The sequence below is a fragment of the Kribbella sp. NPDC051936 genome (genome assembly GCF_040680955.1).
Lineage (GTDB): Bacteria > Actinomycetota > Actinomycetes > Propionibacteriales > Kribbellaceae > Kribbella.
On the sequence record NZ_JBFAXS010000004.1, the window covers coordinates 263,159 to 281,726 of the forward strand.

The 18,568-nt window shown below is 69.7% G+C and carries 22 protein-coding genes; 15 read left to right on the forward strand and 7 right to left on the reverse strand.

What is annotated here, in order from left to right:
• Positions 1 to 398: 398 nt before the first annotated feature.
• Positions 399 to 2,039 carry a ribonuclease Y gene (rny, locus tag AB0L64_RS15205; protein WP_363710727.1) on the forward strand — a complete coding sequence of 547 codons (1,641 nt, stop codon included), beginning with the start codon at positions 399 to 401 and terminating at the stop codon, positions 2,037 to 2,039.
• Entirely contained in the window at positions 2,039 to 2,545 is a 507-nt protein-coding gene (locus AB0L64_RS15210) for a GNAT family N-acetyltransferase (protein ID WP_363710728.1), read from the forward strand. The genes rny and AB0L64_RS15210 overlap by 1 nt, the downstream gene beginning before the upstream one ends.
• Here AB0L64_RS15210 and AB0L64_RS15215 read toward each other — a convergent pair.
• The 5 genes from AB0L64_RS15215 to AB0L64_RS15235 all read right to left on the reverse strand — a co-directional run bounded on the left by AB0L64_RS15215 (position 2,542) and on the right by AB0L64_RS15235 (position 6,389).
• Positions 2,542 to 3,504 (reverse strand): neutral zinc metallopeptidase, encoded by a 963-nt coding sequence (locus AB0L64_RS15215; RefSeq protein WP_363710729.1) that lies wholly within the window; start codon positions 3,502 to 3,504, stop codon positions 2,542 to 2,544. The two genes, AB0L64_RS15210 and AB0L64_RS15215, sit on opposite strands and share 4 nt — an antisense overlap.
• Positions 3,505 to 3,531: 27 nt before the next feature.
• Positions 3,532 to 3,822 (reverse strand): hypothetical protein, encoded by a 291-nt coding sequence (locus AB0L64_RS15220; protein ID WP_359933643.1) that lies wholly within the window; start codon positions 3,820 to 3,822, stop codon positions 3,532 to 3,534.
• 68 nt (positions 3,823 to 3,890) lie between these two features.
• Positions 3,891 to 5,054 (reverse strand): acyl-CoA dehydrogenase family protein, encoded by a 1,164-nt coding sequence (locus AB0L64_RS15225; protein ID WP_363710730.1) that lies wholly within the window; start codon positions 5,052 to 5,054, stop codon positions 3,891 to 3,893.
• Between the two features lie 45 nt (positions 5,055 to 5,099).
• On the reverse strand, positions 5,100 to 5,675 hold the full coding sequence (locus AB0L64_RS15230) for a DUF1707 domain-containing protein (RefSeq protein WP_363710731.1): 576 nt from the start codon (positions 5,673 to 5,675) through the stop codon (positions 5,100 to 5,102).
• A 21-nt stretch (positions 5,676 to 5,696) separates the two neighbouring features.
• The gene (locus AB0L64_RS15235; RefSeq protein ID WP_363710732.1) at positions 5,697 to 6,389 is read right to left on the reverse strand and encodes a type 1 glutamine amidotransferase; all 693 of its coding nucleotides are present in this window, start codon (positions 6,387 to 6,389) and stop codon (positions 5,697 to 5,699) included.
• On the opposite strand from AB0L64_RS15235, the gene AB0L64_RS15240 reads away from it, so the two are divergent.
• The 7 genes from AB0L64_RS15240 to trxA are packed head-to-tail and all read left to right on the forward strand — an operon-like array spanning position 6,370 to position 12,334.
• Positions 6,370 to 7,305, forward strand: a complete 936-nt coding sequence (locus AB0L64_RS15240; RefSeq protein WP_363710733.1) for an FHA domain-containing protein — start codon at positions 6,370 to 6,372, stop codon at positions 7,303 to 7,305. The genes AB0L64_RS15235 and AB0L64_RS15240 overlap by 20 nt on opposite strands.
• A 17-nt stretch (positions 7,306 to 7,322) precedes the next feature.
• Entirely contained in the window at positions 7,323 to 8,534 is a 1,212-nt protein-coding gene (gene dxr / locus AB0L64_RS15245) for a 1-deoxy-D-xylulose-5-phosphate reductoisomerase (RefSeq protein WP_363710734.1), read from the forward strand.
• Positions 8,531 to 9,838 carry a M50 family metallopeptidase gene (locus AB0L64_RS15250; RefSeq protein ID WP_363710735.1) on the forward strand — a complete coding sequence of 436 codons (1,308 nt, stop codon included), beginning with the start codon at positions 8,531 to 8,533 and terminating at the stop codon, positions 9,836 to 9,838. Before dxr ends, AB0L64_RS15250 begins: the two co-directional genes overlap by 4 nt.
• Positions 9,839 to 9,844: 6 nt before the next feature.
• On the forward strand, positions 9,845 to 10,993 hold the full coding sequence (gene ispG, locus AB0L64_RS15255) for a flavodoxin-dependent (E)-4-hydroxy-3-methylbut-2-enyl-diphosphate synthase (RefSeq protein ID WP_363710736.1): 1,149 nt from the start codon (positions 9,845 to 9,847) through the stop codon (positions 10,991 to 10,993).
• 40 nt (positions 10,994 to 11,033) lie between these two features.
• On the forward strand, positions 11,034 to 11,582 hold the full coding sequence (locus AB0L64_RS15260) for a nucleosidase (RefSeq protein ID WP_363710737.1): 549 nt from the start codon (positions 11,034 to 11,036) through the stop codon (positions 11,580 to 11,582).
• A 57-nt stretch (positions 11,583 to 11,639) separates the two neighbouring features.
• Positions 11,640 to 12,002, forward strand: a complete 363-nt coding sequence (locus AB0L64_RS15265; protein WP_359933659.1) for a MerR family transcriptional regulator — start codon at positions 11,640 to 11,642, stop codon at positions 12,000 to 12,002.
• Positions 11,999 to 12,334: a thioredoxin gene (gene trxA / locus AB0L64_RS15270; RefSeq protein ID WP_359933661.1), complete on the forward strand. Its 336-nt coding sequence runs from the start codon at positions 11,999 to 12,001 to the stop codon at positions 12,332 to 12,334. The genes AB0L64_RS15265 and trxA overlap by 4 nt, the downstream gene beginning before the upstream one ends.
• On the opposite strand, the gene AB0L64_RS15275 is transcribed toward trxA, so the two are convergent.
• Together AB0L64_RS15275 and AB0L64_RS15280 are read right to left on the reverse strand one after the other, a co-directional pair.
• Positions 12,317 to 12,721 (reverse strand): SRPBCC domain-containing protein, encoded by a 405-nt coding sequence (locus AB0L64_RS15275; protein WP_363710738.1) that lies wholly within the window; start codon positions 12,719 to 12,721, stop codon positions 12,317 to 12,319. The two genes, trxA and AB0L64_RS15275, sit on opposite strands and share 18 nt — an antisense overlap.
• Positions 12,721 to 13,080 carry a nuclear transport factor 2 family protein gene (locus AB0L64_RS15280; RefSeq protein ID WP_363710739.1) on the reverse strand — a complete coding sequence of 120 codons (360 nt, stop codon included), beginning with the start codon at positions 13,078 to 13,080 and terminating at the stop codon, positions 12,721 to 12,723. The genes AB0L64_RS15275 and AB0L64_RS15280 overlap by 1 nt, the downstream gene beginning before the upstream one ends.
• A gap of 119 nt (positions 13,081 to 13,199) precedes the next feature.
• On the opposite strand from AB0L64_RS15280, the gene AB0L64_RS15285 reads away from it, so the two are divergent.
• The 6 genes from AB0L64_RS15285 (at position 13,200) to AB0L64_RS15310 (ending at position 18,426) form a co-directional block, all read left to right on the forward strand.
• On the forward strand, positions 13,200 to 13,364 hold the full coding sequence (locus tag AB0L64_RS15285; RefSeq protein ID WP_359933669.1) for a CopG family transcriptional regulator: 165 nt from the start codon (positions 13,200 to 13,202) through the stop codon (positions 13,362 to 13,364).
• A complete protein-coding gene (locus AB0L64_RS15290; RefSeq protein ID WP_363710740.1) occupies positions 13,361 to 13,996 on the forward strand; it encodes a VOC family protein in 636 nt (211 codons plus the stop codon). The genes AB0L64_RS15285 and AB0L64_RS15290 overlap by 4 nt, the downstream gene beginning before the upstream one ends.
• A 92-nt stretch (positions 13,997 to 14,088) precedes the next feature.
• On the forward strand, positions 14,089 to 15,330 hold the full coding sequence (locus tag AB0L64_RS15295; RefSeq protein ID WP_363710741.1) for an MFS transporter: 1,242 nt from the start codon (positions 14,089 to 14,091) through the stop codon (positions 15,328 to 15,330).
• A 49-nt stretch (positions 15,331 to 15,379) separates the two neighbouring features.
• A complete protein-coding gene (locus AB0L64_RS15300; RefSeq protein ID WP_363710742.1) occupies positions 15,380 to 16,204 on the forward strand; it encodes a GNAT family N-acetyltransferase in 825 nt (274 codons plus the stop codon).
• A 10-nt stretch (positions 16,205 to 16,214) separates the two neighbouring features.
• The gene (locus AB0L64_RS15305) at positions 16,215 to 16,574 is read left to right on the forward strand and encodes a DoxX family protein (RefSeq protein ID WP_363710743.1); all 360 of its coding nucleotides are present in this window, start codon (positions 16,215 to 16,217) and stop codon (positions 16,572 to 16,574) included.
• A gap of 88 nt (positions 16,575 to 16,662) precedes the next feature.
• Positions 16,663 to 18,426: a proline--tRNA ligase gene (locus AB0L64_RS15310; protein WP_363710744.1), complete on the forward strand. Its 1,764-nt coding sequence runs from the start codon at positions 16,663 to 16,665 to the stop codon at positions 18,424 to 18,426.
• Positions 18,427 to 18,568 lie beyond the last annotated feature (142 nt).

Below are 18,568 nucleotides of genomic sequence, written 5' to 3' on the forward strand. Positions count from 1 at the left end.
AGGAAGGACGACGGCGCTGTGCATCGCCGTCGGAATAGACGGCACCGCGCGCAAGGCCGGAACGGGATGCGGGCGGAGTCATCGTGGTCTCCGAGGTGTCGTACGGCGACGCACGGTGAGCAGGCGAACGCTGGACGGCTGCGCAGGCAGTCGCTGCGTGGTCGGCGGACGGGGGTCCGCGGGCACGCTGGGCAGCAGCCACGCTGAGCGGTAGACGAACAGCGGCTTCACCGTCGGCACGGCCGGACAGGGCAGCACCGGTACCGCCTCAGCCGAGGTGGCGCCGGCACCGCCGTACCCCGGTGACGCCTTACCGAACGGCCGGGCGGCCGAGTGGCTGATCCCTTCGACCGATGGCCACAGTCCCGCGTGGGACTCGAAGGAGAGGGGAGACGCCGATGACCGCGATGTCGGTTGGCCTGGCCCTGATCGGATTGCTGATCGCAGGACTGCTGGCCTGGATCGGCCTGACCCTCTCTCGCCGGAAGGCCGTCGACACCGCACGGCAGGAGATCACCCAGCGCGAGGAGGCGGACCTGGTCCGCCGCCAGGCCGAGGAGGACGCCGCCGTACTGCGGACGCGGGCCGAGGCGGCCGAGCAGCGCGCCGAGGAGATCCGCCGTGCCGCGGAGGACCGGGCGTCGGAGGTACGCCGGGACGCGGAGCAGCGGGCGTCCGACGTCCGCCGGGAGGCCGAGGTGGAGGCGCAGTCGATCCGCGACGACCTGCGCGAGCAGCGGCTGGAGATGGAGCGCCGCGAGCACCGCCTGACCGAACGCGAGGAGCGGCTCGACGAGCAGCACCGCGGTATCGAGGAGCGCCAGACCGAGCTGACCACGCAGCTGGCCGCGCTCGAGCAGCGCAAGCAGGAGATCAAGGACCTCGAGGACGAGCGCCGCCGGATCCTGGAAGGCGTCGCGAACCTGACCACCGAGCAGGCGAAGGCCGAGCTGGTCGCGGCGATCGAGGACGAGGCGAAGCGGCATGCGCACGGCATCGTCCGTGAGATCGAGCGGCAGGCGCTCGACGAGGGTGAGACGAAGGCGCGCAAGATCATCACCGGCGCGGTGCAGCGGCTGGCCTCGGAGCAGACCAGCGAGTCGGTCGTATCCGTCGTCCATCTGCCGAGTGACGACATGAAGGGCCGGATCATCGGCCGCGAGGGCCGCAACATCCGGTCGTTCGAGCAGACCACCGGCGTGAACCTGATCATCGACGACACCCCGGAAGCGGTGCTGCTGTCCTGCTTCGACCCGGTACGGCGGGAGACGGCGCGGCTGACCCTGGACTCGCTGGTGCTGGACGGCCGGATCCACCCGAGCCGGATCGAGGAGATCTACGAGCGCAGCAAGGGCGAGGTCGCGGAGCTGTGCGAGCGGGCGGCCGAGGACGCGATGGCCGATGTCGGGATCACCGACCTGCACCCGGAGCTGATCCGGACGATGGGCCTGCTGCGGTACCGGACGTCGTACGGGCAGAACGTGCTGAAGCATCTGGTCGAGTCGGCGCACATCGCCGGGATGATGGCGGCCGAGCTCGGGCTGGATCCGAAGCTCTGCAAGCGCGGCGCGTTCCTGCACGACATCGGCAAGGCGCTCACGCACGAGTCCGAGGGCAGCCACGCGATCGTCGGCGCGGAGCTGGCCCGCAAGTACGGCGAGAACGACGACGTCGTGCATTGCATCGAGGCGCACCACAACGAGGTCGAGGTGCGGACCGTCGAGGCCGTGCTGACGCAGGCGGCGGACGCGGTGAGCGGCGGGCGGCCGGGCGCGCGCCGGGAGTCGCTGGAGGCGTACGTGCAGCGGCTCGAGCGGCTCGAGGAGATCGCGATGCACCACGACGGCGTGGAGAAGGTGTTCGCGATGCAGGCCGGTCGCGAGATCCGGGTGATGGTGCTGCCGGACGCGGTCGACGACATCGCGGCGCAGGTGATGGCCCGCGACATCGCGAAGCAGGTCGAGGAGGAGCTCACCTACCCGGGGCAGATCCGCGTGACGGTGGTTCGCGAGTCCCGGGCGACCGAGGTCGCGAAGTAGTGGATCCCGGCGTGGTGGTCGAGCCCGCGACGCGGGCCGACGTCGACCGCATGATCGGCGCGCGGGCCGGCGAGCCGGCCGCGCAGCACCACATCAGGGCTCGTTGGGAAGTCCAACAGTCGGGCGAGGGTGTCTATCTGATCGCGTGGCGCGACGGCGAGATCGTCGGGCAGACGATGCTGCTGCGGCGGTCGAAGTACGACGAGGTCCACGCCGACGCCGACCCGGCCGAGATCAACGCCCTGCACGCGTTTGTGCGGCGGCAGGGCATCGGTACGGCGATCATCCGCGCCGCCGAGCAGATCGCCGCGGGGGAGTGGAGCCGGTCGGCGATCGGTCTTGCGGTGGGTCTCGACAACGACCGGGCTCGCGCGCTGTACGAGCGCCTCGGGTACGAGCCGTGGTCAGGTCCGCGGGTCGTGGACCACTGGACCGAGCAGGCTGCGGACGGGACCGTCGTCCGGACGCACAGCGATCCGTGCCAGTACTTGCTGAAGAAGTTCTAGGCGAGGTTCGCCGCTGACGCGGTGAACGTGTTGCACGCCGCCGGCGAGCCCGCGTCGAAGCCGCGTCGGGTCCACCGGCTGTGGTTCTTGGCGCTGCCGTGGTCGCGCTGCGTGCCCCACTCGTCGCCGCGGTGGCTGATGGTCCAGAGCCAGCGTTCCCGCCACGATCCGCTGACCGGGAAGAAGCTTCGGTCGGCGCCGAGGTAGGCGCCGCTCAGACAGGACGCCTGGAGTTCGATGCGCCGGCTCTCCAGGAGCGGGGCGTCGACGCCGTTCGCATACGCCGTACGGGTCGCGGAGGCGTCGCTGATGCCGGCCAGGTGCTGGATGTGGTGGCCGTACTCGTGCGCGACGAGATGCGCCATGGTCGTGCGAGCCCAGAGCTTGTTGTACTTGCGGTAGTTGTCGATGTCGAACGTCGCGTTCATCGAGATCACGCCGTTGCCGCAGTACGCCGCCGAGTCCTGCACGTCGCACGCGGTGCGGGTCTTGCCGGTGAAGATGTCCAGCCGGGGCGACTCGAAGGTGAAGCCGGCCTTCTCGACGACGGGCTTCCAGGCCTTGTCGAGGCATCGGATGTAGTCGGCGTAGTACTTGCGCACGTTGGCGACCGACGTCGGGCGAATTGCGGGCTCCTTGCAGCGTGAGGCGGGGAGCCGGCCCACGCGGTAGAGCGGGTTCTGGGCGACGATCCGCAACTTCGCCGCCAGCATCGCCTTCGTCGAGTCCACGGCGGCCGTCCGTGTCGGGCTGGACGCTGTGGGCGAAGGCACGGGCGACGAAGAAGGGGACGAAGGGGTGGGCGACGAAACAACGGATGGCGTAGGTGTCGTGCGAGCCGCCAGCGTCGCACCGGCCGTCGGTACGTCGTCACGCCCGCCCGCCTGCCGTACGACGACCACAGCGCCCACGACGACAGCGACAACGACAGCGGCGACGATCCCCACCCGCGAATTCACGGGCGGCAGCCTAGCCGGGCGCGGGGATCAGTGGCGCTTCTGATCCCGCAGATGCGTCGGCGTCACGTCGATCGGGTCGTCGGCGACGGGCCGCGGCGGGTCGGTGCGGTACTGCCGCTCGACGTCCGGGTCCATGACCGCCGGCTCGCCGCGCGGACGCCGGTTGGCGAGGCGGTACGACAGCCAGATCCCGGCCGCGCCGCCGAGCATGATGATGATGCCGAGCGCTGTCAGGTTGAACGTCTCGGACGTGTCCCGGACGGCGAACGCGATGACGGCGCCGATCACGACGAGTGCGATTCCGGCCCCGATCCGCATAACAGCTCCTTCCGAACGCGGAGTCACCGATCTCACTCCCTGTGCCCAAAAGGAACCAGCGGTATGCGTCAGCGGAAGGCGGACTGGCCGGTCAGCGCCTGGCCGATCACCAGTTGGTGGACCTCGGAGGTGCCCTCGTAGGTGAGGACGGACTCCAGGTTGTTGGCGTGCCGCATGATCGGGTACTCGCCGCTGATCCCGTTCGCGGCGAGGATCGTGCGGCACTCGCGGGCGATCGCTATCGCTTCGCGGACGTTGTTCAGCTTGCCGACCGACACCTGCTCGGGCCGCAGCGCGCCCTTCTCCTTCAGCCGGCCGAGGTGGACGGCGAGCAGGATGCCCTTGTTCAGCTCGACGGCCATGTCGGCCAGTTTCGCCTGCGTCAGCTGGTACGCCGTCAGCGGCTTGTCGAACACGATGCGCTCACCGGCGTACTCGACCGCGGTCTCCAGGCAGTCCCGGGCCGCGCCCATCGCGCCGAAGATGATGCCGAACCGGGCCTCGTTCAGGCAGCCGAGCGGCCCGGACAGACCGCGTGCCTCCGGCAACATCGCGGCCTCCGGCAGCCGGACGTCCTCCAGCACCAGCTCGGACGTGACCGACGCGCGCAGCGACATCTTCTGCTTGATCTCCTGCGCGGAGAAGCCGGGCGTCGCCGTCGGGACCACGAAGCCGCGGACGCCGTCGTCGGTGCGCGCCCAGACCACCGCGACGTCGGCGACCGAGCCGTTGGTGATCCACATCTTCGAGCCGTTCAGGATCCAGTCGGACCCGTCGCGGCGGGCGTTCGTGCGCATCCCGGCGGGGTTCGAGCCGAAGTCGGGTTCGGTCAGCCCGAAGCAGCCGATCGCCGCACCCGCGGACATCCGGGGGAGCCACTCGTTCTTCTGCTCGTCGCTGCCGTACTTCCAGATCGCGTACATCGCCAGCGAGCCCTGCACGGACACCAGCGACCGCATCCCCGAGTCGGCGGCCTCGATCTCCAGACACGCCAGCCCGTAGGCGACCGGTCCGAGACCGGCGCACCCGTACCCGGTCAGGTGCATCCCGAGAAACCCGAGCGACCCGAGCTCCTTGGCCAGATCCCGCGCCGGAATCGACCCGGTCTCGAACCACTGCGGCAGCGAAGGCCGCAACCGCTCGTCCGCGAACCGCCGCGCGGTCTCCCTGACGTCGACCTCCTCCGAGGTCAGGAGGGAGTCGACATCCACCAAGTCCAACGAAGCAGGCATGTGCTCACGCTAGCCGCTCGAACCCCCGCTGGGCTGTGCGTCGGCTCACTTGCGGTACCAGGGCCACCACCAGTGGCGCTTGCGTGGGTGGCGGACGACGACGCTGGCGTGGTGGGCCTTGCCGGTGACGTGCAGGCGGACGCCGCCGGCGCGCGGGGCGACCGCCTTGTTCTTCGCGCTGCTGTGGTTGGCCTCGACCTGGTCGATGTCGACGCTCCAGCCTTCGGGAATGACCATCACGACCGAGCTGTGGATTGCCTGTGCGTCGACGTGGATGTCGGACCAGTGCACGATCGCCTCGGTGAAGTCGAGTTTCACCGACGAGTGTTCCGCGATCGCGGTCAGCCGCTCCGGAACGACCCACGCGCCCTCACGCTTCTGCGCGCTGTGCCGTGCCCGGAGCGTCAGTTCCTGGGAGCTGCCGTGGGCGACGGGCACCAGGTCCGCGGTCGCGTTGCGGAGCTCGAGCTGCGTCTTGGCCGAGTAGATCTGCGTCAGTCGCTCGTCCAGCTCCTGGAAGTCCAGCCGCCCGTCGGAGTGCGCCTCCTGGACCACAGCGGCGGCGCGTTCACGGTCGTTGTCGGATGCCCGGTGATTCGGCGGCGGCTGCTCCAGACTCATGTCCCATAAGGTAGCGCCGCATCAGCCGACGAGGGACAGGAATCGACCGACGACGGCCGACCAGGTCTTGTCCAGTTCGGCGGCGTGGCGCTCCGCGTCGGCCACCACCGCGTCCGGGTCGAAGCCGAGTGACCGCAGCCGCTCGGGGTTCCAGCCCCGTACGCGGTCCGCCTCCACCTCCGGATGGAACTGCACGCCCCAGCTCTGCCCGATGCGCAGCATCTGGTTCGGGCACCGCTCGCTGGACATCAGCAGCACCGCGTCGTCCGGAAGCCGGGTGATCTGGTCCTGATGGCTCTCGACCGCCAGCACCGTCGACGGGAGGCCGGCGAGCAGTACGTCGTCCTTGGCGGCCGGGAGGACCGTCAGCGACGTCACACCCTTCTCCGGCTGCCCGTACTTCCCCTGCACCTCGCCGCCGAACGTGTGGGCCAGCAACTGCGCCCCCAGACAGATCCCGAGCACCGGCACCCGGCCGTGGGCCGCGCGTAGCAGCGCACGCTCCGCCGGCAGCCAAGGTGAGCGCTCGTCCTCGTCCGGCAGCATCCCGCCGCCGAGCAGGATCAGCGCCGCATACCCGTCCACGCTCGCGGGTACGGGTTCCCCGTCCCACGCCCGGACGACGGCCGGGGTGATCCCGCGCTCGTCGAGCCAGTCGAGCAGTCGGCCCGGTCCACTGTCACGGTCGTTCTCGATGATGAGTACAGAAGTCACGCGGCAACGGTACGGCGGCGGCACACCGGGCATCGCCGTACCGGAGTGGCGATTCCTGGATACTGAAGCACTGGGGGTGCCGATGGAGCCGGTCAGTGGATTCGTGCGCGCTGTGGTCGGAGATGTGGCGTTCATCTTCGGCAAGGGCATGGTCAGTGCGTACCTGCTCGCGCGCCGCAACGGATGCGCGCGGCCGCAGCTCGACCTGCTGGTGCGCTCGCACGGCCAGTACGTACCGCTGTCGGTCCCGGCGGGCACCGTCCCCGCGGTGGGTCGCCTGGTCGGGCTGGACGAGATCCGCCCGGCTCCGATGATCACGGTCGAGTTCACCCCGGGTGACACCGGCGCCGAGGCGCATCTGGCCGCCAACAACCCGGTCCTCATCACCATCACCGATGTCAGTCACCGCGAGTACGACGCGGTCGTGCTGACCACTTCACTCGGCGCGGCGGCGTATGCGCAGCTGCCGCCCGGGTATTACCACGTCTCCGCCGTCGTCATCGACGAGTACGGCGACCTGCTGCAGGGGTACGGCGCTCAGCACAACCTGCTGGTGGAGAAGGGCGACGACCTGATCGTGTCGCTGTCGATCCGGACCGCCGGTGTGGCAGAGATCGCAGCGGCGCTGGAGACCGGTCCGCAGCCCGCGCTGGTGGGCCAGGACGGTGACGTCGTACCGCTGCTGGACCTGGTCCGGATCGGCCGCGCGCCGGATTGCGACCTGATCGTGGACCGCCAGGAGATCAGCCGGCACCACGCCGAGCTGTTGCGGATCGACGCGTCCAGCTACGAGCTGCGCGACCTGGGCTCCACCAACGGGACCCAGGTGAACGGCGTACCGATCGAGACGGCGCCGGTCGTCCACGGCGACGAGATCCGGCTCGGGGCGCTCCCGTTCCGCATCCTGCTGTCCTGACCTGGAACAATGGCGCCGTGAACCCGCGTAGCGTCGTCATCCTCGGCTCGACCGGCTCGATCGGTACCCAGGCGCTCGAGTTGATCGGACGCAACCGCGACCGCTTCCGCGTGGTCGCGCTGTCCGCCGGCGGCGGCAACGTGGCGGTGCTCGCGGAGCAGGCGCTCGAGTTCGGTGTCGAGGTCGTGGCGGTGGCGAAGGCCACGGTCGCGCAGGACCTGCAGCTCGCGTTCTACGCCGAGGCGCAGCGGAAGGGGTACGCGCAGGGCGAGTTCCGGATCCCGAAGATCGTCACCGGGCCGGACGCGTCGAGTGAGCTCGCGGCGATGCCGTGTGACGTGGTCCTCAACGGCATCACCGGATCGGTCGGCCTGCACGCGACGCTGGCCGCGCTGGACGCCGGGAACACGCTGGCGCTCGCGAACAAGGAGTCGCTGGTGATCGGCGGGCCGATCGTCACCCGGCGGACCAAACCCGGGCAGATCGTCCCGGTCGACTCCGAGCACAGCGCGATCGCCCAGTGCCTGCGCGGCGGCTCGCCGGACGAGGTCCGCAAGCTGCTGCTGACCGCGAGCGGCGGCCCGTTCCTCGGCCGGCCGCGCGCGGAGCTGGCGAACGTCTCGGTCGCGGAGGCCCTCGACCACCCGAACTTCGCGATGGGCCCGGTCGTCACGATCAACTCGGCCACGCTGGTCAACAAGGGGCTGGAGCTGATCGAGGCGCACCTGCTGTTCGGGATCCCGATGGACCGGATCGACGTGGTGATCCACCGGCAGCAGGCGATCCACTCGATGGTGGAGTTCACCGACGGCGCCACGATCGCGCAGGTCGGCGTACCGACGATGACGGTGCCGATCGCGCTCGCCCTCGGCTGGCCCGACCGGATACCGGACGCGTCGCCGCCGTGGAGCTGGGCCGAGGCGAGCACCTGGACCTTCCAGCCGGTCGATCACGCAGAGTTCCCGTCGGTGGCGCTGGCCCGCGAGGCCGGGACCCGCGGCGGGACCGCTCCGGCCGTGTTCAACGCCGCGAACGAGGTCTGCGTGCAGGCGTTCCGGGACGGCCGGCTGCCCTTCCCGGCGATCGTCGACACAGTGTCCCGGGTGGTGACCGAACACGACGTACCCTCGTATGAGGAACTGTCTGTCGACGATGTGCTCGCGGCGGACGCGTGGGCCCGGAACCGGGCTCGTGAGATCACCGGCGTACAGGAGACCCAGCAGGCATGAGTGTGCTTCTCACCACCCTCGGCATCGTGCTGTTCGTTGTCGGGGTGCTGCTCTCTGTGGCGCTGCACGAGCTGGGCCACATGCTCCCGGCGAAGGCGTTCGGGATGAAGGTCACGCAGTTCTTCGTCGGCTTCGGGCGGACCGTGTGGTCCACCAAGCGCGGCGAGACCGAGTACGGCATCAAGGCGATCCCGGCCGGTGGATTCGTCCGGATCATCGGCATGATGCCGCCCGCCAAGGGCCAGGACCCGACCAAGGTACGCAAGGCCAACACCGGCCCGATCCAGTCGATGGTCGAGAACGCGCGGTCCGCGGAGTACGAGACGATCGCGCCCGAGGACAACGGCCGGCTGTTCTACCAGAAGGTGTGGTGGAAGAAGCTGATCGTGATGGCGTCCGGGCCGCTGGTCAACGTGCTGATCGCCGCCGTGCTGTTCACCGGTCTCTTCACGCTGTACGGCGCTCGGGTGCCGCAGACCACCATCTCCACCGTCACCGACTGCGTGATCCCGGCCGACCAGGCCTCCGCGGACCGCAAGTGTCAGGACGGGGACAAGGTGTCACCGGCCAAGCAGGCCGGGTTCCAGGTGGGCGACCGGATCGTCTCGTTCAACGGCACCGCGATCGACAGCTGGGACCAGCTGACCCCGCTGATCCGGGCGAACACCGACAAGGCCGCCACGATCGTTGTCGAGCGCAACGGCCAGCAGCTGACCCTGAAGACCAGCACGATCGTCAACCAGGTGCTGGACAAGCCGGGGTCGGACAAGTACGTCTCCGTCGGCTTCCTCGGTGTCTCGCCGGAGAACAAGCTCGAGCGGCAGAGTGTCGGCTACGCGTTCGACCAGATGGGCACCTACACGGTCGCCACGGTGCAGGCCCTCGGCCGGTTCCCGGAGAAGCTGGTCGGCGTCGCCAAGTCGATCGTCGGCGGTCAGCGCGACCAGGACAGCCCGATGAGCGTCGTCGGCGCCAGCCGGGTCGCGGGCGAGATCGCCTCCAGCAACCTCGACGTCGGCGCGAAGTTCGCGAGCCTGATCATGCTGCTCGCCTCGCTGAACCTGTTCCTTGCCCTGTTCAACTTCATCCCGCTGCTGCCGCTCGACGGCGGTCACATGATCGGCGCGATCTGGGAAGGCATCCGGCGCGGCTTCGCCAAGCTGTTCGGCCGCCCGGACCCGGGGTACGTCGACGTGGCCAAGCTGCTCCCGATCGCGTACGTCGCCGCCAGCGCGATCGTGGTGATGGGCGTGCTGCTCGTCATCGCCGACATCGTGAACCCCATCAAGCTGTTCAACGGATAAGGACACATGAGCATCAACCTCGGCATGCCCGCCTTGCCACCCCCGACCCTCGCACCGCGTCGCAAGACCCGCCAGATCAAGGTCGGCAAGGTGCTCGTCGGCGGCGACGCGCCGGTCTCGGTGCAGTCGATGACGACCACGCCGACCAACGACGTCAACAAGACGCTGCAGCAGATCGCCGAGCTGACCGCCGCCGGCTGCGACATCGTCCGGGTCGCCTGCCCGCGGCAGGAGGACGCCGACGCCCTGCCCGAGATCGCGAAGCACTCGCAGATCCCGGTGATCGCCGACATCCACTTCCAGCCGAGCTACGTGTTCGCGGCGATCGAGGCCGGCTGCGCGGCGGTCCGGGTGAACCCGGGCAACATCCGCCGGTTCGACGACCAGGTCAAGGAGATCGCGCAGGCCGCGAAGGACCACGGGACGTCGCTGCGGATCGGCGTGAACGCGGGCTCGCTGGACAAGCGGCTGCTCGAGAAGTACGGCAAGGCGACGCCCGAGGCGCTCGTCGAGTCGGCCGTCTGGGAGGCGTCGCTGTTCGAGGAGCACGACTTCCACGACTTCAAGATCTCGGTCAAGCACAACGACCCGGTCGTGATGGTGCAGGCGTACGAGATGCTCGCCGAGCGCGGCGACTGGCCGCTGCACCTCGGGGTCACCGAGGCCGGCCCGGCGTTCCAGGGCACGATCAAGTCGTCGGTCGCGTTCGGCGCGCTGCTGTCGAAGGGCATCGGGGACACGATCCGCGTCTCGCTGTCCGCGCCGCCGGTCGAGGAGGTCAAGGTCGGCCTGCAGATCCTGCAGTCGCTGAACCTGCGCGAGCGCAAGCTCGAGATCGTCTCCTGCCCGTCCTGCGGCCGCGCCCAGGTGGACGTGTACACGCTCGCCGAGCAGGTCACCGCCGGGCTCGAGGGCATGGAGGTCCCGCTCCGGGTCGCGGTCATGGGCTGCGTCGTGAACGGCCCGGGCGAGGCCCGCGAGGCCGACCTCGGTGTGGCGTCCGGCAACGGCAAGGGCCAGATCTTCGTCAAGGGCGAGGTCATCAAGACCGTCCCCGAGTCGGCGATCGTGGAGACCCTCATCGAAGAGGCGATGCGCATCGCCGAGCAGATGGAGCCCGCGGAGGGCGCGGAGCCCACCGTCACCGTTAGCTGATCGACGGAGAGCAGGTCATCCGCCGACTACGCTTCGGCGGGTGACCAGTTACCTGATCGTCAGTGCGATCCGCGCAGAAGCTCGGTACGTCCCGGAACACCTGCCGGTCGTCACCACCGGCGTCGGCAAGACTGCGGCGGCGGTCGCCACCGCACGAGCCCTGGCGGAGCGGGACACCGACGGACTGGTCGTGCTGAACGTCGGTACGACGGGTGCGCTGCGCGCCGGGCTGTCCGGGTTGTACCTGCCGAGCATGGTCGTCAACCATGACCTCAACGCAGAAGCGATCCGGGCGATCGGCCTCGACCCCCAGGAGGAGCTACCGGTCGAGGGCGGCGACGGCACGGTCCTCGCGTCCGGCGACGTGTTCGTGACAGACCCCGCCGTCCGGGCGAGGCTGGCCGAGCGGGCGCATCTGGTCGACATGGAGGCGTACGGCGTCGTGTACGCCTGCCGCGCGTACGGCGTACCGGTCCGCGTCGTGAAACACGTCTCGGACTCGGCCGACGAAACCGCACTCGACTGGCCGGCCTTGGTCGACGCCAGCGCCAAGGTGCTGGGGGAGTGGGTCCGCTCGCACACCTCCTAAACTGGGCTTGACCTTGACCCTGGGGGCAAGGTTTAGCGTCGGGGTGAAGGAGGCGGGATGCGGATCAGTGATCTGGCTGCCGAGGCCGGAGTGACGGTCAAGGCGGTTCGGTACTACGAGGCGCAGGGTCTGCTCAAGCCGCGGCGGGAGGCCAACGGGTACCGGTCGTACGACGCGGACGACGTGGTCGTGGTGCGCGAGGTGAAGGCGTTGCTGAGCCTCGGGTTGACCGCGGAGCAGACGTACCCGTTCATCGAGTGCCTGCGGGCCGGCAACGCCCGGGCGGACGTGTGCCCGGCGTCGCTGACGGCGTACCGGACGCGGATCGCGGAGGTGGACCGGCGGATCGCCGAGTTGACCGATCTGCGGGCCCGGCTGACCGACCTCCTGACCGACGCCGAGAACTGGAGAACACCATGAGCGACCTGCGCAGTGTTGACGAAGCCACGTTCGACGAGGAGGTGCTGCGGTCCGAGAAGCCTGTGCTGGTGGACTTCTGGGCGCAGTGGTGCCCGCCGTGCCACCAGATCGCGCCGGTCCTCGCGCAGATCGGTGCCGAACGCAACGACCAGCTGACCGTGGTGAAACTGAACTCCGACGAGAACCCGGCGATCTCCGCCCGCTACCGGGTGATGGCGCTGCCGACCCTGATCCTGTTCCACCGCGGCGAGATGATCTGGTCGGTCGTCGGCGCCCGCCCCAAGCACAAGCTCCTCAAAGAACTCGACGACGCCCTACTCGCCGCCGTCTAGCCTCGCCGCGACCGCGGCCAGCACCCGCGCCCAGTGAGCCCGCTGGCGTTCGCGTTCCTCCGCGGACGCCAGCCGCTCCTGGTGAAACCGCAGCACGGTCCCTCCGCTCGAAGTCGACACCGCGACCTGCACGGTGCTGTCGTGCGACCAGTCCACCGGCTGCCACGTCAATCGCACGCGGTTGTTCGCGTGCAGACTCCGCACCGCCCCGACGGTCCCGTCGTCGGTCTCGTACGACGCTCCGTCCTCGAGCAAAGCTCCGGCGCCGAGCCAAACGGCCACGCCCTCGGGACATATGACGGCGTCCCACACCTCCTCGAGGGGAGAGGGGAGCGTTCTGGAGACGCCGACGTTCCAGCCGGCGTCTTTGGTCAGGCCGGTCGGCATCAGAATGCCGTCTGCTGGTGGAAGGCGACGCGCCAGTCGCCGTGGACGTCGGTCCAGACCGTGCTCGCGTACGACGGCAGGTGCACCTCGTTGCCGTCGACCAGGGCCGTGACGTCGACGCGGTAGGTGACGATCGCGGTGTGGTCGTCGACCGTGATCACCTGCTCGTCGCTTCGGTCGGTCTTCACGAACGGGTTGTGGTTGATCCGGATCCCCGGCACGGCGGTCGCCTTGTCGATGATCCCGAACTTGGTCACCGCGACCGCGTCGTCCAGCAGGTACTTCTCGTAGAAGTCCCCGTCACCTTCCCGGTTCGCCTTCCACATCAGGTCTTCGAGCTCCAGCAGCTTCTCTCTCATGGCATCCATGCTGCCGGGCACTTAGGACAGGTCCGGTCCTAGCCTGCGTAGACCTCCACCAAGTTTCATCGTCGGACCTCGATTGACTGGTAGCTGTCTAGGATGCTAGCAATATAGCCATGGCGGACGACGCGGGCAAGAAGGTGCAGTTCAACGTGTATCTGCCGCCGGCGCTGGTGCGGCGGGTGAAGCACAAGGCGATCGACGACGGGGCGAGTTTGTCCGCGCTGGTCGAGCAGGCGCTGTCGGAGTACCTCGACAACCATGGGGAGGCCCGGGGATGAACAACACAGTGATCCGGCCGTTGCGGTTCACGGCGGACGTGGAGGCGATGCGGACGTTCCTGGAGACGCTGGGGTTGCGGTCGCGGATCGAGTCCGAACGCGGCGGCTGGGTCGACATGCTGGCCGGTCGCGGGATGGTCGCGCTGCACGACGCGGCGTCGAGTTCGACGGGCGGGCTGCCGGGGCAGACGAGGCTGTCGTTCGAGGCCGACGATCTCGGCGAGTTGAAGGACCGCCTGGAGCAGGTCGGGTTCGTCGACGCGACGGTGTTCGACGAGGCGTACGGACGGGTGCTGTCGGTCAGCGGTCCGGAAGGCGTGGTGATCTGGGTCGACGAGCGCAACGACGACCTGTACGGCTACAAGCTGCATACCACGAGGCCCGACGAGCGCTGGTCGGTCACGCCGTACCTGACCGGCGCGGACGAGGCGCCGTGGCGGCGGTTCCTCGACGCGCTCCGGGTGCCGCGGGCCGCCCGGTTCGGACCGGCCGGCGGGGAGTTCGACGTACGGCTCGATCTCGTGACGACCGAGGACCTGGACGACGTACACGCGCGGGTCGGCGGTTCGCGTACCGAGGACAGGCTGGAGATCGTCGACCCGGACGGTCAACTCGTGGTGGTTCACGGATGATCGCGGTACGCCGGGCCGACCGCGACCTCGGGCACGAATTGATGGGGATGAGCCTTGACCTCGACCGCACCTGACGTTGCAGGATGCCCGGCATGACTCGCCTGCGGGACGACCCGGACTTTCGGCGGTACTGGTCGGCGCGAGCGCTGTCGACGACCGGTTCGATGGTGACGGCGATCGCGCTGCCGGTGCTCGTGTACCGGCTGAGCGGCTCGACGGTTCTGACCGCGGTGGTGACCGCACTTGAGTCGGCGCCGTACCTGCTGACCGGTCTGTTCGCGGGCGCGCTGGCCGATCGCTGGAACCGGCGGCGCGTGATGGTCACCGCGGACACGGTGAACGCGGTCCTGGTGGGGTCGGTGCCACTGGCGCATCTGCTCGGCATGCTCACCGTCGTCCAGGTCCTGATCGTCGCGTTCGCCGTCCAGGCCGTGCACACGTTCTTCGACGGCGCGAACTTCGGCGCGCTCCCTGTGCTCGTCGGCCGGGCTCGGGTCGCCCAGGCGAACTCCGCGGTCTGGACCGCCTCGAGCCTCATCGAGCTGCTGGTGCCGCCGCTGACCGGTCTGCTGCTCGCCGTCCTCGATCCGGCCAGCCTGCTGACGCTGGACGCGCTCAGCTTCGCGGCGTCCGCGTTCGCGGTCCGCGGGATCGTGCGGGCCCTGTCCGAGTCCCGCGACGGGCGTCCGCCGTTGCGGCCGCGGGTGGTCCTGAACGACATCGGCGACGGTCTGCGCTACCTGGTCCGGCACGCCGGGGTTCGCACGATGACGATCGTCGGCAGCGTCCAGTCCTTCGCCGGTGGCGGGTTCATGGCGCTGATCGTGGTCTGGTGCGACCGCGTCCTGCACATCGGTACGTCGGGACTCCGCTTCGGTCTGGTCTGGGGTACGTGGGGGATCGGCGGACTGATCGCCGCGCTCAGCCTCCCGAAGTTGCTCAAGCGGATGTCGCCCGCGGCGATCACCCTGTACGCGCTGCCGGTGTCGGCGCTGCTGGGCGTGCTGTCGCCGTTGTCGCCGCACTGGATCGTGGCCGCGCTGGCGTTGCTCGTCTGGGGTTCGGCGTACGTGCTGGTGATCGTGAACGCGGTGTCGTACCGCCAGCAGGTGACGCCGGAGAACCTGCTCGGCCGGGTCAACACGGCGGGCCGGATGCTCTCGTGGGGCGTCGGGTGGACGCTCGGCTCGGTCGTCGGCGGGCTGCTCGGCACCGAGTTCGGGGCGCGGACCGGGATGGTGCTGATGGGGCTGTTCGGCTGCGTCGGCGTGGTCTTCGCCTGGACGTCCCCGCTGCGCCGGATCGCCGCCGAGCACGAACCGCAGGTGGCCTGACCCGGCCCCGTTGCATACGAACGCGGGGCTGATCGGCTAGGTTCTGCGCGTGGGAGTACGGGTTCTCGGTCCTCGTGACCTCGCGGCGGCGCGCGCGGTCATCGCCCGTGATCCGGTGGTGAACGTGTTCGTCGACAGTCTCGTGCAGGCGTCCGGGCTCGACCCGCGGCGCGGTGCGGAGGTCTGGGGGTACGTCGAGAAGGGCGCGCTCGAGGCCCTGTGCCACGCCGGCGGGAACATGGTGCCGGTCGGCGCCGGCGACGCTGCGCTGCGGGCGTTCGCGGCGTACGCGCTGCGGCGCGGCCGCAACTGCTTCCAGATCCTCGGCCAGGCGCGCTCGGTCGAGCAGCTGTGGGCCATTCTCGAGCCGCACTGGGGGCCGGCCCGGGAGGTGCGCGACGATCAGCCGTTCATGGTGATCGACGGGCCGCCGGCGATCGCGCCGGACCCGCTGGTGCGCGCGGTGGAGCCGGTCGAGCTGCCGATCCTGTATCCGGCGTGCGTGGCGATGTACACCGAGGAGGTCGGCGTACCGCCGCAGACCGGGCCGGACGGGACGTTCTACCGCTCACGGGTGGCGGAGCTGATCCGGGCCGGGCGGGCGTTCGCGCGGATCGAGAACGGCCGGGTCGTGTTCAAGGCCGAGGTCGGCTCGGTCGGAACCGGTGTGTGCCAGATCCAAGGCGTCTGGGTGGACCCGGAGTACCGCGGCCGCGGGCTGGCCGCGCCCGGCATGGCCGCGGTGGTCGAGCTGGCCCGGCAGATCGCGCCGGTCGTCACGCTCTACGTCAACGCGTTCAACCGACCGGCACGGGCGGCGTACGAGCGGGTCGGGTTCCGCACCATCGAAACCTTCGCCACCATCCTGTTCTAAGCTCCGACGCATGCCATCGCGAAGCACCAAGGGTCTGGCCGCGCTGTTCGGCGTGCTCGGAACGTTGCATTTCGTGAAACCCGGGCCGTTCGAGCAGATCGTGCCGAAGGTGCTGCCGCGGAAGAAGGAGCTCGTGTACGCGTCCGGGGCGGCGGAGCTGGCCTGCGCGGCCGGGCTGCTGCACCCGCGGACCCGGCGACTGGCCGGGCTGGCGAGCGCCGGGCTGCTGGTCGCGGTGTTCCCGGCGAACGTGCAGATGGCCGCCGACCTGCGGACGAAGGGGTCCCGGACCGCTCAGGCGATCGCGTACGCGCGGCTGCCGCTGCAGTTGCCGCTGATCCGGTGGGCGCTGAAAGCCGCCCGCGAGTGACCTGTGGATAACGTGGTGAGAGCATCACCGCCGGACCGATATTCTCTGTGATGTCCTGTACTCGACTTTTGCACGCTTGGAGACTCCCGTGATTTTGCGTATGTCGTCGTTGTTCCTCCGCACCCTTCGCGAGGACCCGGCGGACGCGGAGGTCCCGAGCCACAAGCTGCTCGTCCGCGCCGGATACATCCGCCGCGCCGCGCCCGGCATCTACACCTGGCTGCCGCTCGGCCTGCGGGTGCTGCGCAACGTCGAGCGGATCGTCCGCGAGGAGATGGACGCGATCGGCGCCCAGGAGCTGGTCTTCCCGGCGCTGCTGCCCCGCGAGCCCTACGAGGCCACCGGCCGCTGGACGGAGTACGGGCCGAACATCTTCCGGCTGAAGGACCGCAAGGGCGCCGACATGCTGCTCGGCCCGACGCACGAGGAGATGTTCACGCTGGTCGTGAAGGACCTCTACTCGTCGTACAAGGACCTTCCGCTGTCGATCTACCAGATCCAGAACAAGTACCGCGACGAGGCACGGCCGCGGGCCGGCGTGCTCCGCGGGCGCGAGTTCGTGATGAAGGACTCGTACTCGTTCGACGTCGACGACGACGGCCTCGCCGCGTCGTACGAGAAGCACCGCGAGGCCTACATCAAGATCTTCGACCGGCTCGGCTTCGACTACGTGATCGTGCAGGCGATGTCCGGCGCGATGGGCGGCTCGCGCTCCGAGGAGTTCCTGGCGATCGCGGAGAACGGCGAGGACACCTTCGTCCGCTCCCCGGGCGGGTATGCCGCCAACGTCGAGGCGGTCGTGGTGCCGCAGGCGGCCCCGGTCGACGCGTCCGGCGTGCCGGCCGCCGAGGTCGTGGACACGCCCGACACCCCGACGATCGACACGCTCGTGGACGCGCTGAACGCGAAGCATGCGCGCACCGACGGCCGCGAGTGGACCGCCGCGGACACGCTGAAGAACGTGCTCGTCATGCTGGTGCACCCCGACGGCAGCCGTGAGCCGCTCGCGATCGGCGTCCCGGGCGACCGGGCGATCGACGAGAAGCGGCTCGGCGCGCAGATGGAGCCGGCCGAGGTCGTCGCCTTCGAGGAGGCGGACTTCGAGAAGCACCCGTCGCTCGCGAAGGGCTACATCGGCCCCGGTGTGCTCGGCAAGGAGAACGCCTCCGGCATCCGCTACCTGCTCGACCCGCGGATCGCCGAAGGGTCGGCCTGGGTCACCGGCGCCGACAAGTCCGGCTTCCACGTCGTCAACCTGGTGCACGGCCGGGACTTCACCGCGGACGGGACGATCCAGGCCGCCGAGGTCCGCGACGGGGACCAGGCGCCGGACGGCTCGGGCGAGCTGGAGACCGCGCGTGGGATCGAGATGGGCCACATCTTCCAGCTCGGCCGCAAGTACGCCGACGCCCTCGACCTCAAGGTTCTCGACCAGAACGGCAAGCTCGTCACGGTCACCATGGGGTCGTACGGCGTGGGTGTCACCCGCGCGGTCGCCGCGATCGCCGAGGGCAACCACGACGAGCTCGGTCTGGTCTGGCCGCGGGAGATCGCGCCGGCCGACGTCCACCTGGTTGCCACCGGCAAGGACAGCGAGGTCTTCGCGAAGGCCGCGGAGATCGCCGCCGAGCTGGAGGCGCGCGGGCTGAGCGTCATCTACGACGACCGTGAGAAGGTCTCGCCGGGCGTGAAGTTCAAGGACGCCGAGCTGATCGGCGTCCCGACCATCGCGGTCGTCGGCAAGGGCCTCGCCGACGGCACGATCGAGGTCAAGGACCGCCGCTCCGGCGACCGCGCCGACATCCCGGTCGCGGACGTCGTCGACCACCTGGTCGCCACAGTCCGCGCCTGACCCGCCCCGCCCCGCGCCTGACCCGCCCCGCCCCGCGCCTGACCAGCCGCGCTCCCCGGGCTGGCCTGCCGCGCTCCGCGGGCTGGCCTGTTGCGCGGCGCGCCTGACCTGTTGCGCGGCGCGCCTGACCTGTTGCGCGGCG